This is a genomic window from Micrococcus sp. EYE_212, from assembly GCF_023147585.1.
Lineage (GTDB): Bacteria > Actinomycetota > Actinomycetes > Actinomycetales > Micrococcaceae > Micrococcus.
Map to the genome: position 1 here is coordinate 33,199 of NZ_JAHXOZ010000005.1, position 14,583 is coordinate 47,781.

13 protein-coding genes are annotated in these 14,583 nt (G+C 74.1%); 1 reads left to right on the forward strand and 12 read right to left on the reverse strand.

Annotation, left to right across the window (positions count from 1 at the left end; genetic code table 11):
- Nucleotides 1-23: 23 nt before the first annotated feature.
- From tsaD to galE, 12 genes are all read right to left on the reverse strand, one after another.
- Nucleotides 24-1,115, reverse strand: coding sequence for a tRNA (adenosine(37)-N6)-threonylcarbamoyltransferase complex transferase subunit TsaD (tsaD, locus tag KZX60_RS04670; protein WP_248115927.1), 1,092 nt, complete (start codon nucleotides 1,113-1,115; stop codon nucleotides 24-26).
- 27 nt (nucleotides 1,116-1,142) lie between these two features.
- Nucleotides 1,143-1,721, reverse strand: coding sequence for a GNAT family N-acetyltransferase (locus KZX60_RS04675; RefSeq protein WP_248115929.1), 579 nt, complete (start codon nucleotides 1,719-1,721; stop codon nucleotides 1,143-1,145).
- Nucleotides 1,721-2,392: a tRNA (adenosine(37)-N6)-threonylcarbamoyltransferase complex dimerization subunit type 1 TsaB gene (tsaB, locus tag KZX60_RS04680; protein WP_248115931.1), complete on the reverse strand. Its 672-nt coding sequence runs from the start codon at nucleotides 2,390-2,392 to the stop codon at nucleotides 1,721-1,723. The genes KZX60_RS04675 and tsaB overlap by 1 nt, the downstream gene beginning before the upstream one ends.
- A 10-nt stretch (nucleotides 2,393-2,402) precedes the next feature.
- Complete coding sequence (tsaE, locus tag KZX60_RS04685) at nucleotides 2,403-2,987, reverse strand: tRNA (adenosine(37)-N6)-threonylcarbamoyltransferase complex ATPase subunit type 1 TsaE (RefSeq protein WP_248115933.1); 585 nt, start codon at nucleotides 2,985-2,987, stop codon at nucleotides 2,403-2,405.
- Nucleotides 2,984-4,186, reverse strand: coding sequence for an alanine racemase (gene alr / locus KZX60_RS04690; protein WP_248115936.1), 1,203 nt, complete (start codon nucleotides 4,184-4,186; stop codon nucleotides 2,984-2,986). Before alr ends, tsaE begins: the two co-directional genes overlap by 4 nt.
- Before the next feature lie 9 nt (nucleotides 4,187-4,195).
- Nucleotides 4,196-5,827: an NAD(P)H-hydrate dehydratase gene (locus KZX60_RS04695; RefSeq protein ID WP_248115938.1), complete on the reverse strand. Its 1,632-nt coding sequence runs from the start codon at nucleotides 5,825-5,827 to the stop codon at nucleotides 4,196-4,198.
- Nucleotides 5,824-6,201, reverse strand: coding sequence for a holo-ACP synthase (locus tag KZX60_RS04700; RefSeq protein ID WP_248115940.1), 378 nt, complete (start codon nucleotides 6,199-6,201; stop codon nucleotides 5,824-5,826). Before KZX60_RS04700 ends, KZX60_RS04695 begins: the two co-directional genes overlap by 4 nt.
- Nucleotides 6,198-6,950 (reverse strand): hypothetical protein, encoded by a 753-nt coding sequence (locus tag KZX60_RS04705; protein ID WP_248115942.1) that lies wholly within the window; start codon nucleotides 6,948-6,950, stop codon nucleotides 6,198-6,200. The genes KZX60_RS04700 and KZX60_RS04705 overlap by 4 nt, the downstream gene beginning before the upstream one ends.
- Nucleotides 6,947-9,079: a glycogen debranching protein GlgX gene (gene glgX / locus KZX60_RS04710; RefSeq protein ID WP_248115944.1), complete on the reverse strand. Its 2,133-nt coding sequence runs from the start codon at nucleotides 9,077-9,079 to the stop codon at nucleotides 6,947-6,949. The genes KZX60_RS04705 and glgX overlap by 4 nt, the downstream gene beginning before the upstream one ends.
- 111 nt (nucleotides 9,080-9,190) lie before the next feature.
- The gene (locus KZX60_RS04715) at nucleotides 9,191-10,360 is read right to left on the reverse strand and encodes a glycosyltransferase (RefSeq protein ID WP_248115946.1); all 1,170 of its coding nucleotides are present in this window, start codon (nucleotides 10,358-10,360) and stop codon (nucleotides 9,191-9,193) included.
- A gap of 80 nt (nucleotides 10,361-10,440) precedes the next feature.
- On the reverse strand, nucleotides 10,441-12,312 hold the full coding sequence (gene glmS, locus KZX60_RS04720; protein ID WP_248115948.1) for a glutamine--fructose-6-phosphate transaminase (isomerizing): 1,872 nt from the start codon (nucleotides 12,310-12,312) through the stop codon (nucleotides 10,441-10,443).
- Nucleotides 12,313-12,357: 45 nt separating this feature from the next.
- Entirely contained in the window at nucleotides 12,358-13,401 is a 1,044-nt protein-coding gene (gene galE, locus KZX60_RS04725) for a UDP-glucose 4-epimerase GalE (RefSeq protein ID WP_248115950.1), read from the reverse strand.
- A gap of 208 nt (nucleotides 13,402-13,609) precedes the next feature.
- On the opposite strand from galE, the gene coaA reads away from it, so the two are divergent.
- Complete coding sequence (gene coaA, locus KZX60_RS04730) at nucleotides 13,610-14,527, forward strand: type I pantothenate kinase (protein WP_248116156.1); 918 nt, start codon at nucleotides 13,610-13,612, stop codon at nucleotides 14,525-14,527.
- Nucleotides 14,528-14,583: the final 56 nt, after the last annotated feature.

Genomic DNA, 14,583 nt, shown 5'->3' on the forward strand with positions numbered 1-14,583 from the left:
GGGGTCCCCTCCCCATCAAGGGGTCAGACGCTGACGAGGGACACGGGCTGACCCGGATCAGCGCCGAACGCCAGGCCCGAGGGGACGACCCCGTCGGCCACGAGCCGCGCGCCGAGGGCGGCGACCATCGCGCCGTTGTCCGTGCAGAGGTTCACCGGCGGCACGATGAGCTCGATCCCGGCGGAGCGGCAGCGGTCGGCCAGGAGCGCGCGCAGGCGCGAGTTGGCGGCCACGCCGCCGCCCAGCAGGAGGTGGGTGAGCCCGTGCTCGCGGCACGCGCGGACGGCCTTGGCCGTGATCACGTCGGCCACGGCCTCCTGGAAGGACGCGGCGATGTCCGCCCGGGGCACCTCGAGGCCGCGGGCCTCGAACTGCTCCACGGCGCGGGAGACGGCGGTCTTCAGGCCGGAGAAGGACCAGTCGTGGCGGTGCGCGCCGGGCTCCTCCGCCGAGCCGACGAACTTGCCCGCCGTGAGCCCGCGCGGGAAGCGGAAGGCCTGGGGATCGCCCTGCTGCGCCATGCGGTCGATGACGGGGCCGCCCGGGTAGCCGGCGCCGATGAGGCGGGCGACCTTGTCGTAGGCCTCACCGGCGGCGTCGTCGATCGTGGAGCCGAGCAGGGTGACGTCCGCGCTGATGCGGTCCACGCGGAGGATCTCCGTGTGCCCGCCGGAGACGAGCAGGGCGCCGAGATCGGCGGGGAGGTCGTCCCACGCGGTCGGGCGCACGCCGTCCAGCATGCCGACGCCCACGTGGGCCACGAGGTGGTTGATCCCGTAGAGGGGCTTGCCCAGGGCGGCCGCGAGGGCCTTGGCTCCCGACACGCCCACCATGAGCGCGCCGGCCAGGCCCGGCCCGGACGTCACGGCGATCGCGTCGAGGTCCTCGAGGGCGACGTCCGCGGCCTCGAGGGCCCGGCGCACCGTCGGGACGAGGGCCTCGAGGTGGGCGCGCGCCGCGATCTCGGGGATGACACCGCCGAAGCGCACGTGCTCCTCGACGGAGGAGGCGACCTCGTGGGCGAGCAGGGTCGTGCCGCGCACGATCCCGACGCCGGTCTCGTCGCACGAGGACTCGATGCCGAGGACGAGGGGGGCGGCGGTGGCGGTGGGCATGGGCTCCATTCTAGGGACGCGCCCGGCTCACAGCTCCTTCAGCATCACGACGGCGTCCTCGCCGCCCGGGTAGTAGCGGCGCCGCACGCGGACGTCGGCGAAGCCATGACGCGTGTAGAGGCGGCGGGCGGGGTCGTTGGACGCGCGCACCTCGAGCATGAGGCCGCGGGCGCCGCGCGCCGCGGCCTCGGCGACCATCCACCGCAGCTGCGCGCCGCCGATCCCACGGCCCTGGGCCGAGGCCACGGTGCCGATCGTCTGCACGTCGGCGACGTCTCCGGCCACCATGATCCCGCCGTAGCCGACGATGTCCCCCGGGTACTCGCCGGCGTCGACGTCCGCGGTCTCGTCGCGCACGACCACGCGGTAGTCGCGGGTCGCGGGGCGCCCGTGCGCGTCCGCGCCGCCGGCCGGTCCCACCTGGGCGAGCTCCTCCTCATAGAAGCGGGCCGGCCACGCGTCGAGCGGGAAGAGCGTGTGCTCGTGCATCAGCACCTCGGGGATGTCCCACACGGTCATGGGGCGCAGCATGAACCCGGCGGGGAGCCCGACGTCGGCGCCCGGCCGCTCGCCGCCGTCGCGCGCCTCGGCGTCCCGCGCCGCCATCAGGCCCCCGCGCGCTTGCGAGGACCGGGCACCTTGGCGTCCGACTCGCGCAGGTAGAGCGGGACGGGCGGCAGCAGGCCGCGCCCGCGCCGCAGGGCCAGCTCCGCGACGGCGCCGAGGCCCTCCGCGTCCGGCACGGCGGCGGTCCACCCGTCCACGCCCGCGAGCGCCTCCGGGTAGAGGCCGGCGCCGGCGCCGTAGGCGGGCAGCGGGGTGACCTCGGCGGGCGGCGTGACGAACGGGCCGTGCAGGAGGGTCGGCTGGCCGCCCACCTGCACGTAGTGCGCCCAGTAGACCTCGCGCCGGCGCGCGTCGGTGGCGACGACGAACTCCTCGGCGCCCCGGCGGAAGGCGTCGACGCCGGCGCGGTGGGCGAGCGCGTCGAGGCTGCGCACGCCGTGCACGGGCACGTCCCACGCGAAGCCGAGCATGGCCGCCGTCGCGAGGCCGGCGCGCAGGCCCGTGAAGGGCCCCGGGCCCACGCCGACGGCGATCCCGTCCAGGTCCGTTCCGCGCACGCCGGCCTCGGCGAGGACGCGGGTGACGGCGGGGGCGAGCACCTCGGCGTGCGTCGTGGTGCGCTCCGTGGCCCAGGCCGCGCGGACCTCCCCGTCGGTGAGCACGGCCACGGAGGCGGCGGCGGACGAGTCCAGGGCGAGGAGCAGCGGCATGCCCGCCAGTCTACGGAAGGCGCACCCCGCGCCACCGCGGCCCGTAGCCGGTCACGACGGCGGTGCGCACCTCTTCGGCCGACTCGCCCTCCTCGTCGGAGAAGTCGGTGACGATCACGGCAGGCCGGCCGTCCGACGTCGGGCCGGCCGACTCCCCGCCGCGGGCGCGGACGATCTCCACGTCGAGCCACGAGGCGTCCGGGTCCTCGGGGAACCCCGCGAGCGACTCCGCGAGCCCGCGGCCCCACTCCACCACCGTGACGGAGCGGTCGAGGCTCTCCTCGAGGTCGAGGTCGGTCAGCTCCGCCCCGGAGCGCAGGCGGTAGGCGTCCACGTGCACGAGGTCCGGCCCGTCGGCGGGTCCCGGGTGGATGCGGGCGAGCACGAACGTGGGCGAGATGACGCCCTCGCGCACGCCGAGGCCCTCCCCGAGCCCCTGCGTCAGCGTCGTCTTCCCGGCGCCGAGGTCGCCCGTGAGGATGACGACGTCGCCGGGGCCGAGCACCCGCGCCAGGGCGCGCCCGACGGCGCGGGTGCCGACGGCCCCGTCGAGCTCGACGGCGGTGGTGAGCGTGGGCGCAGGCAGGGTGGTCATGCGCGGGCCTCCCCCGTCGTCGCCGCGGCGTCCCCGGCGCTCGCCTCGAGACCGTGGTCCGAGTCCACGTGCTCGCGCGGCACGCGGCTCCCGATGCGGGTGACGAGCTCGTAGTTGATGGTTCCCGCGGCCTCGGCCCAGGCGTCCGCGGGGATGCCCGACGTCGGGCCGAACAGCTCGACGGGGTCGCCCACGCGCTCCGCGGCGTCCGGGCCGAGGTCCACCACGAACTGGTCCATCGCGATGCGTCCGGCCACGGTGAGCCGGCGTCCGGCGACGTCAAGGGGGGCGTCCTCCGCCACGCGCGGGACGCCGTCGGCGTAGCCCAGCGGCACGAGGCCGAGCACGGTGGGCGCGGCGGTGCGGTGCCGGTAGCCGTAGGACACGCCCTGGCCGGCGGGTGCCGCCTTGACGCTCGCGAGCGACGTCCGCAGCGACATCGCGGGGCGCAGCCCGAACTCCGGCGCGGGGCGATCCGGGAACGGGCTGAGGCCGTAGAGGCCGAGGCCCACGCGGACCATGTCCAGGTGCACGTCCGGGCGGGTGAGCGTGGCGGGCGTGTTGGCGATGTGGCGGACGGAGGGCGTCAGGCCCGCTTCCCGCAGGACCCGCACACCCGCCTCGAACGCCGCGAGCTGCGCGTCGGTCTCCGCGGCGCGCTCGGGCTCGTCTGCGACCGCGAGGTGGGAGAAGACGCCCTCGACCCGCAGCACGCCCTCGGCCTCGAGCGCCGCGGCGCGCGCGGCGAGGTCCGGCAGCGCGGCGGGCGGGCAGCCGTTGCGCCCCAGGCCGGTGTCCAGCTTGAGGTGGACCGTGGCGGGACGTCCGGCGGCGCGGGCCGCGTCGGCGACGGGCTCGATCTCCCACCCCGAGACGCCGAGGGCGACGTCGGCCGCGAGCGCCTGAGCGAACGGGGTGTCCCGCGTGTGCAGCCACGCCAGGACCGGGGCGTCGACGCCGGCGGCCCGCAGGCCGAGCGCCTCGGTCACGTGCGCGACGCCCAGGCGGTCGGCACCGGCCGCGAGCGCGGCGCGGGCCACGGGGACGGCGCCGTGGCCGTAGGCGTCCGCCTTGACGACGGCCATGAGCGCGGGGGCCGTGCCGTCGGGACGGCGAGTGCGCTCCTTCAGCGTCCGCACGTTGTGGCGGACGGCGGCGAGGTCGATGCGGGCGCGGCGTTCGAGGGGGTGGTCGGTCACGGATCCCATTCAATCAGCCCGGGTTCCGCGCGCCTCGCCCCACCACATCCGCGCCACCGTCCCCCCGACCGCGGCCGGCAGGGTCCCGGCGGTCATGCGGCCCGCACGGGCCTGGTCGGCGCCGGCGCGGGCGTGCAGCCACGCGGCCGCGGCGGCGAGGGACGCGAGGGTCGGGACGTGCCCGACCTCCCCGGCCCCGCACGCCGCGCCCTCCTCCCCGGCCCCGCACATCGCGCCCTCCTCCTCGGCCGCGCGGGCCCGGCGGGCCACATCGGCGGCCAGCACCGCGCCGAGCACGCCGGAGAGGACGTCGCCCGTCCCGCCGACCCCGAGCTCGGGGCCGCCCTCGCCCATGAGCCACGCCTCGCCGTCGGGCGCCACGACGAGCGTGCGCGGCCCCTTCAACAGCACGGCGGCGCCGTGGGCGGCGGACCACGCCCGCAGGCGGGCGAGCTCGTCCGGGGCGTGGCCGGCGCCGTCGGCCCCCGGCACGGGGATCCGCTCGGTGAGGCGCGCCCACTCCCCCGCGTGCGGCGTGAGGACCACGCGGGCCCCGGCGTCGCGCAGGGCGGCGAGGTCCTCCGCTGTCACGAGGGTGAGGGCGGAGGCGTCCACCACGAGCGCCGCCCGCGGGTTCGCCAGGACGGCGTCGCGCACCCGGATGAAGCGCTCCCGCGCGTCGTCCTCGGTGTCCAGACCGGGCCCGACGACCCAGGCGTCCGTGCGCTCCGGCGCGGGCCCCTCCGCCGAGACGAGCGCCTCCGGGTGCGCCGCGATGACCGCGGCCCGCGTCGTCGCGGGGCCGGCGTGGTGCGCCATCCCGGCGCCCGCCTCGAGCGCCCCGGAGGTGCTGAGCACGGCCGCGCCCGGGTACCGCGCGGAGCCCGCCACCACCCCGACGACGCCGCGCGTGTACTTGTGGCCGTCCGCCGCGGGGGCGGGGTGCAGCCGGGCCGCCGTCGGGCCGTCCATGACGCGCAGCCGCTCCGCCGGCGCGCTCGGCAGGTGGGGCCCGAGGCCGATGTCCACGAGGCGGACGTCCCCGGCGATGTCCGCTCCGTCGCCGAGCAGCAGGCCCGTCTTGAGCGCGCCGAAGGTGACGGTGACCTCCGCGCGCACGCCCCCGCCGCGCACCTCGCCCGTGTCCGCGTTCACGCCGGAGGGGACGTCGCACGCCACCACGGCGGCGCCCGCGGGCAGGCCGCGCGCCGCGTCCGGCACGGCGAACTCCCCCCGGAATCCGGTCCCGAGCATCCCGTCCACCACGACGTCGGCCCGGGCCGGCACCACGTCCGCGGCCGTGCCGCCGGCCGCGCGCAGGGCAGCCCAGCCCTCGGCGTGCCAGCGGGGCGCGCCGTGCTCGTCCCGCGCGATCGGCACGGCGACGGCCGCCACCCCGCGGCGGCGCAGGAGGGCCAGGGCCCACAGCGCGTCGCCGCCGTTGTTGCCCGCGCCCACGAGCGCGGCGACGGTCGCGCCGGCCACCGGGCCGCGCCCGCGCAGGACCCGGAGCACGTGCTGGGCGAGCCCCCAGGCGGCGCAGCGCATGAGCGCGGCGCCCTGGCCGGCGGCCAGGAGGGGCTCCTCGGCGGCGCGCACGGCGGAGCCGGTGACGGCGAACGGGGTCGGGGATGCGGTCACGGGGTGTCCTCCTCCGCTCGCCGCTCGGCCACGACGTAGGCGGCGGCGACGTCGCCGTCGTGACTGAGCGAGAGGTGCCAGTGGGTGATGCCGAGGGCTCGGGCCTGCGCCTCGACCGTGCCGGTCAGCCGCACCTCGGGACGGCCGTCGCCGTGCTCGGGGCGAGGGATCCAGCAGTGGTGCCACATCATGCCGGGCGGGGCGCCCATCGCCTTGGCGATGGCCTCCTTCGCGGCGAACCGCGCGGCGAGCGAGCGCAGCGGGAGGTCCCGCTCGTCCACGGTGAAGAGCCGCTCCCGCAGGGCGGGCGCCCGCTCCAGCTGTGCGCGGAACCGCGGCACGTCCACCACGTCCACGCCGACGCCGACGATCACGCCGACGTCTCCGCGAGCGCGACGGCGACCGGCCGGACGCCAGCCGTGCGCACGGCGGCCTCGATGGGCATGCCCAGGGCTCGCTTGGCGAGGTCGAGCGGCCAGCGCACCACGCCGGGCAGCTCGTCGCCGCAGCCGGGCGTGAGGCCCGCCTTCCCGTACGCGAGGACCGCGTAGGCCGCCTGTCGTGCGCGGACGCCGTCGTCGTATCCGGCGTCGAACTCGTACATGGACACCGTGCCCTCCTCCTCCGGCCAGCACCGCTGCGCGAGCAGGCGGGCGCGTTCGAGGTGTTCGCCGAAGGTGAGCACCCCCAGGTCCTGCAGGCCGAGGGCCCGCATGCGCTCGCCCGCGTACATGACCTCCCCCTGGGTGGTCACCGGATCCGGGGAGAAGCACTCCACGGTGACGCCGTGCAGGCGGGGGTCGGCCTTCGCCGGCTCTCCGCACAGCTTCTCATGGCCGTCCGGCCCGAGGTGCGCGGAGACGAACACGCGGTCGGCCACGCCCGCGCCGAGCAGGTCGAGCGCCGCGTCGTAGACCGCCGGCTGGCTGTAGAGCACGAGCAGCGCGTCCACGTGCTCAGGGTTCTCCGCGTGGGGCTCGAGCGTCTGGCGGGCGGCCCATGACGCGCCGTACGCGAGGGCCGCGATCGCCAGGACCGCGAGCGCCGCGAGCATCCACCGCGGGGCCCGGGGCCCCGCACGCCGCGGGCGCGCCGGGACGCGCCCCTCGGCCGGGGGGATCACGCCGAGGCGTCCTCGGGGGTCTGGCGCAGGATCATGGTGGAGCGCGGCGGCAGCTCGACCACCTCGCCGGCGCGCACGATCGGATGGGTGCCCTGGGGCGCCACGTGCGAGGACGTGTCCAGGACGATCTCCCAGGCCGCGGGGAACGTGGGGCCGGGCAGGGTGTACGGCACCGGCTCCCACCACGCGTTCATCAGCACGTAGAAGTCCCGGTAGGGCTCCTCCTCCCCGTCTCGGCGCGGCAGCGCATGGCCGTTGAGGTAGAACCCGATCGAGCGGGCCTCGTTGCCCCAGTCGTCCTCCGTCTTGGGCGAGGCGTCCGGCTCCAGCCACACGATGTCCGGCAGGGGCGCGTCCACGTCGCGGGCGGCGGGGCGGCCGTCGAAGTGCTGGCGCCGGCGGAACACCGCGTGCTCACAGCGCAGCCGGATGAGCGTGCGCGTGAACTCCACGAGGTTCGCGTCCACCGTGGACCAGTCGATCCAGGCGATCTCGTTGTCCTGGCAGTAGGCGTTGTTGTTGCCGCCCTGCGTGCGGCCGAGCTCGTCGCCGTGGCTGATCATCGGCACGCCCTGGCTGAGCAGGAGCGTGGCGAGGAAGTTGCGCTGCTGCCGGGCACGGAGGGTGAGGACCTCCGGATCGTCCGTCTGCCCCTCGACGCCACAGTTCCAGGAGCGGTTGTGCGAGTCGCCGTCCTTGTTGTCCTCGCCGTTGGCGGCGTTGTGCTTCTCGTTGTAGGAGACGAGGTCGCGCAGGGTGAAGCCGTCGTGCGCGGTGACGAAGTTCACGGACGCGCCGGGGCTGCGGCCGTCGCCCTCGTACAGGTCCGCTGAGCCGGTGAGGCGGGTGGCGAACTCGCCGAGGGTGCCCGGCTCACCGCGCCAGAAGTCGCGCACCGTGTCCCGGTACATACCGTTCCACTCGCTCCAGATGCCGGGGAAGTTGCCCACCTGGTAGCCGCCCCACCCCACGTCCCAGGGCTCGGCGATGAGCTTGACCATGCGCAGCACCGGGTCCTGGCGCACCACGTCGAAGAAGCCGGAGAACATGTCCGGGCCCTTCTCCCCCTCCACGCGTGTGAGGGTGGTGGCGAGGTCGAACCGGAAGCCGTCCACGTGCATCTCGGTCACCCAGTACCGCAGCGAGTCCATGACGAGCTGGAGGGCCTTGGGGCTGGAGAGGTCCACCGAGTTCCCGGTGCCCGTGTAGTCCATGTAGTGGCGCTCGTCGCCCTCCACGAGGTGGTAGTACCCGGCGTTGTCGAAGCCGCGCAGGGAGAGCATGGGGCCCTTGTCGTTGCCCTCGGCGGTGTGGTTGTAGACCACGTCCAGGATGACCTCGAGGCCAGCGGCGTGGAGGTCCTTGACCATCTGCTTGAACTCGCGCACCTGGCCGCCGAGGTCGTCCGCCGCCGCGTAGGCGGCGTGCGGGGCGAAGAACCCGATCGTGTTGTAGCCCCAGTAGTTGTCCAGCCCCTTCTCCTGGAGCGTCGCGTCGTTGACGAACTGGTGCACCGGCATGAGCTCGACCGCGGTCACGCCCAGGTGCGTCAGGTGCCCGACCACGGCGGGGTGGGCCATGCCGGCGTAGGTGCCGCGCAGCTCCTCCGGCACGTCCGGGTGCAGCCGGCTCATGCCCTTCACGTGCGTCTCGTAGACCACGGTGTCCGTGAGCTCGGTGTGCGGCGGGGCGTCCTCGCCCCAGTCGAAGTCGTCGGCCACCACCACGCCGAGCATGGTCGAGCCCAGGTTGTCGGTGGTGTCCATGCGGTCCGGCTCGTCGAAGTCGTACGAGTGGTGCTGCTGGCCCCACGCGTACTCGCCCGTGAAGGCGCGCGCGTAGGGGTCCACCAGGACCTTGGCGGGGTTGTGCCACAGCCCGCGGGCGGGCTCCCAGGGACCGCGCACCCGGTACCCGTAGCGCTGGCCCGGGCCGACGTCGGCCACGTGCACGTGCCACGTGGTGTCGTGGCGCTCCTCGATCGGGATGCGCTCCTCCGTGCCGTCCTCCCCCACGAGGCACAGCTCCACGGCCTCGACCTCCCGGCCGACGGCGATGGCGAAGTTGGTGCCGGTGTCGTCCACCGTGGCCCCGAGGGGGTACGGCTGGCCGATGTCCACTGTGCGCATGTCTCTCCGAGGTCAGGCAGGGCGCGCCGGAGCCGACGCGCATCGCCCCCGAGTCTACTGGGGTTGGGCACTCACAAAGCGGAGGGAACACTCCCTGGGCGGCGCCCGTCGTCATGCGTCTGGAAAGAGCCCCCGGCCCCTCAAGAGGTCGAACAGGTGCGGCGTCGCCAGCGACGCCCGGCGCCAGTCGTCATAGGCACTTGCCGCCGCACGGCGCGTGCCTATGACCTCGGCTTCGGACATGTCCGCCAGTTCTTGGAGGGCTGATCGGATCGCTGCCGCGGAGCGTTCCACGACACGGCCGGCGCCGCCGGTCTCGAGCACCGATGTCCACGGCGTGACATCGGGGACGACAACCGGCACCCCCACCGAGAGTGCTTCTGCGATCACGTGCCCGAAGTTCTCACTTCGGGTGGGCAGGACTAGGACCTCGTATCCGCTCAAGGTCGCTCGAACGTCGTCGTGGGACAAAGTTCCCCGGATTCGGATGCGCCCATCGGTGCTCTCCGCCAGACAGCGCAACGACGCGGTGAATGCCTCATCTTCTGCGGGACCGTAGATGTCCAGTGTCACCTCACCGTCCAGTGCCGCCACGGCTTCCGCCGCCAGATCCGGGCCCTTGTGCTCGACGAGACGCCCGAGGAACACCGCCCGAAGCGCGCCTCGCCCCGAAGCCGGCGTCGAGTCCGTCACCGGCTCCGCTCGAGCCGGCAGAAGACTGTCGTTTTCACGGATGACCACAGGTGCAACTGGACCGATGTACCGGCGGATGTCGTCCGCTTCCCCCACGGAGCTCGCGTGCCAGATCACGCTCCGGTGGGATCCGCAAAGCTGGTTTCCCCAGCGCATCAGCGCCTTGCGCGTGGAGTGCCGGTTGAGGGCCGCCGGTGCGAACTCGCCCCGTGGCGCGATCACGACGACGGCCCGTCCGAAGAGACCGCATCGGTGGATCGCCATGACCCCCTGCGAAAAGAAGAGGCTCCAGTAGGAATTGAGGTAGATGACATCGGGCCGCCACCGTACGAGACCTGCATAGAGGGCACCCAGCCCTCGTACGGTGTGCGCGCGGGCATATGTGACCTTGGTCCCCTCCCACATCGTGGGCCTGTCAGTGATGTCGACCATGTCCTGCCGCTCCCCGTGGTCGCGACTCTGCGTGAACACGTGGAGGTCCAGCCAGGTGGGGGCCCCCTGGACGAGCGCGGTGAGGGTCCGGATGGGACCGCCGCCACGGACGCCGGGGGCGAAGAGCGGAGTGATGACCGCGAGACGGGGGCGCATGGGTCAACCCTATGACGCGAGAAGCGGCACACGCCGCCCCGCGTCGGGACGGCGTGTGTGGCGCGACGGACCGGGCTGGCTCACTCCACCGTGACGGACTTCGCCAGGTTGCGCGGCTGGTCCACGTCGTAGCCCTTCGCCGAGGCGAGCTCGAGCGCGAAGATCTGCAGGGGCACGGTGGTGAGGAGCGGCATCAGCATCGGCTGGGTCTCCGGAACCTCGATGACGACCTCGGCCTGCGAGCGCACCGCGGCGTCGCCCCGCTCGGCCACCGCGAAGGTGCGGGCCCCGCGGGCGCGGACCTCCTGGATGTTGGAGACCACCTTGGCGTGCAGGGAGTGGCGGTCCATCGGGGAGGGCATGACCACGAACACCGGCTGGCCCTCGTCGATCAGCGCGATCGGACCGTGCTTGAGCTCGCCGGCGGCGAAGCCCTCCGCGTGGATGTACGCGAGCTCCTTGAGCTTCAACGCGCCCTCCATGGCCACGGGGTAGCCGACGTTGCGTCCGAGGAACAGCACGGAGGTGGCGTCCGCCATCGAGCGGGCGAGCTCCTTGACCTGGTCCGCGTTCTCGAGGATCTCGCCGATCTTCGCGGGGATGTCGGCGAGGTCCGCCATGATGTCGCTGATCTGGCCGCTGAAGAGCTTCTTGTTCAGCTGCGCGAGGTAGAGGCCGAGGAGGTAGGCCGCCGTGATCTGGGCGAGGAACGCCTTCGTGGAGGCCACGGCGATCTCGGGGCCGGCGTGCGTGTACAGCACGGCGTCGGACTCGCGCGGGATGGTGGAGCCGTTGGTGTTGCAGATGGACACCGTGCGGGCGCCCTGCTCCTTCGCGTACCGGACGGCCATGAGCGTGTCCATGGTCTCGCCGGACTGGGAGATGGAGACCACGAGCGTGCCGTCGTCGATGATGGGGTCCCGGTAGCGGAACTCGTGGGAGAGCTCCACCTCCACCGGGATGCGGCACCAGTGCTCGATCGCGTACTTGGCCACCATCCCGGCGTAGGCCGAGGTGCCGCACGCGAGCACGATGATCTTGGTGATGCTGCGCAGCTCCTCGGGCTCGATCCGCAGCTCGTCCAGCACGAGCGCGCCCGAGGCGTCCGTGCGGCCCAGCAGGGTGTCCTGCACGGCCTGCGGCTGGTCGTGGATCTCCTTCTCCATGAAGGTGGCGAAGCCGCCCTTCTCCGCGGCGGAGGCGTCCCAGTCCACGGAGAACGCCTTGCCCTGCGCGGGCGCGCCCGCGAAGTCGGTGATCTCGACGGCGTCGGCGGTGATGGTCACCACCTGGTCCTGCTCGAGCTCGATGGCGTTCCGCGTGAAGTCGATGAAGCCCGAGACGTCCGAGCCGAGGAAGTTCTCCCCCTCGCCCACGCCCACCACGAGCGGGGAGTTGCGGCGGGAGGCGACCACGCGGTCCGGGTGGTCCACGTGGACGGCCAGCAGGGTGAAGGCGCCCTCGAGGCGCTGGGAGGCCATCTGCATCGCGCGGGTCAGGTCCCCGGCGGCCCCGTTGCGGTAGATGTCGCCCAGCAGGTGGGCGGCCACCTCGGTGTCGGTCTCCGAGAGGAAGCTCACCCCCTTGGCCAGCAGCTCCTCGCGGAGCTCGGCGTAGTTCTCGATGATGCCGTTGTGGATCATGGCCAGACGGCCCTCGTCCGCGACCTGCGGGTGCGCGTTGACGTCCGTGGGGCCGCCGTGGGTGGCCCAGCGCGTATGGCCGATGCCCACCTGCGCCGCGGGCACCGGGTGCGCCTCGAGCTCGGCGGCCAGGTTGGCCAGCTTGCCCGCCTTCTTGCGGTGGTACAGCTCGCCGTCCGCCACGACGGCGACGCCGGCGGAGTCGTATCCGCGGTATTCGAGACGGCGCAGGCCCTCCATGAGGACCTCGAGGGCGCCGTGGTCCCGAGTGGTGGAGGGGTGGCCGATGTATCCGACGATTCCGCACATGCGGATGAGGATACCGGCCGCGGCCCCGGGCGCGCGCCACCGCGCTCAGGACTCGCGGTAGCCGTGGGGGTTGGCCTCCTGCCAGGCCCACATGTCCCGGACCATCGCCTCGACACTGCGCCGGGCGCGCCAGCCGACCTCCCCGCCGATCGCGTCGACGGCCGCGCGGGACTCCCCGATGTCCCCCGCGCGGCGGCCCACGACCCGGTACGGGACGGCGCGGCCGGTGACGGCCTCGACGGCGCGGACCATCTCGAACACCGTGACGCCCTCCCCGCGCCCGATGTTCCAGACCTTCACGGCCGGCGCGTCCCGCGTGTGCTCCGTCATCCACTCGAGGGCGGCCACGTGGGCCTCGGCGAGGTCCATCACGTGGATGAAGTCGCGGATGGCGCTGCCGTCCCGCGTGGCGAAGTCCGCCCCGAACACCTGCAGCTCGGGACACTGCCCGGTGGCCACGCGCGCCACGAACGGCATGAGGTTGGCGGGCGTGCCCTGCGGATCCTCCCCCAGGCGGCCGGAGGGGTGGGCGCCCACGGGGTTGAAGTAGCGCAGCACCGCCACGGAGAGCGCGGGCACGGACCCGTGGACGTCGCGCAGGACCTGCTCGGCCATCAGCTTGGAGTGGCCGTACGGGTTCACGGGCGCGGTGGGCGCGTCCTCGGCGACGGGCACGGGGGCGTCGTCGCCGTAGACCGTGGCGGAGGAGGAGAAGAGCAGGACACGCGCGCCGGCCTCGGCGGCCACGCGCGCGACCTGTGCGGTCCCGGCCACGTTGACGCTGTAGTAGGCGGCAGGCTCCCGCATCGACTCCGTCGGCGACTTCAGGCCCGCGAAGTGCACGACGCCGTCCGGCGCGTAGCGCACCACCGCGGCGGCGTAGTGCTCGGGACGGCAGACGTCCGCCTGGAGCAGGTCGAGGCGGGGGCCGCCGAGCTCGACGCCGCACACCTCGGCGGCCCGCTCGAGGGCTGCCCGGGACGAGCTGACGAGGCTGTCCAGCACCAGGACGTCATGGCCGGCGTCGAGCAGGGTGGTCACCGTGTGTGACCCGAGGTAGCCGGCGCCACCGGTCACGAGAACGCGCATGGGTCCGATCCTAGCGGCGGCGGTTCGGGGCCCGGGGGCGCGCCGCAGGGGGCCCGGGACGCGCCACGGAACGGCGGGCTCCGACCCGCCGCAGGGCGACCGTCATAATGGTGCGGTGACGGACACCGACGCGCTCCCCGCGAGCCCTGCCCTCCCGGCCCGGCCCCGCGAGCCCGCCCGGGCGGCCGACCACCACCGCTCTCCCTTCGTGGAGCTCGAGCGGCAGACCTGGTCCCGCCTCGCCGCGGAGATGGCCCAGCCCTTCGACCAGGCGGACGTGGAGCGGCTGCGCGGCATCGGCGACACCCTCTCCCTCACCGAGGTGGCCGAGGTGTACCTCCCCCTCTCCCGGCTCCTGGGCATCAACGTCGAGGCGTCCGGTGCACTGCGCAGCGCGACCAATGCCTTCCTGGGCGAGCACACCGGCCGGACCCCCTACGTGATCGGCGTGGCGGGCTCGGTGGCCGTGGGCAAGTCGACCACCGCGCGCGTGCTCCAGGAGATGCTGCGCCGCTGGCCCACCACCCCCCGCGTGGAGCTCATCACCACGGACGGCTTCCTCCATCCGAACGCCGTCCTCGCCGAACGCGGGCTCATGAAGCGCAAGGGCTTCCCGGAGTCCTACGACCGGCGCGCCCTGCTCCGCTTCATGGCCGACGTGAAGTCCGGGGCGGAGGAGGTGCGTGCGCCCGTGTACTCGCACATGACCTATGACATCGTCCCCGGCGAGGAGCAGGCGGTGCACCGCCCGGACGTGCTGATCGTGGAGGGCCTGAACGTGCTCGCCCCGCCACGCACCCGCACCGACGGCACGGCCGGCCTCAGCGTCTCCGACTTCTTCGACTTCTCCGTGTACGTGGACGCCCGTGCCGACTGGATCCGCCGCTGGTACATCGAGCGCTTCATGGACCTGCGCTCGGGCGCCTTCCGCGATCCGCGCAGCTACTTCCACCGCTACGCCCACCTCTCCGACGCCGAGGCGCAGGCCACCGCGGAGCACATCTGGGACACCATCAACGGGCCCAACCTCCAGCAGAACGTGCATCCCACCCGGGGGCGGGCGCGACTCGTGCTCACCAAGAACGAGCGGCACGAGGTCACGCGGGTCCTGCTGCGCAAGGTCTGACGCCCGCCTCGTGGCCGGACCCTCGTCGCCCCGGCCCGGCCGAGCCTCGGACACGG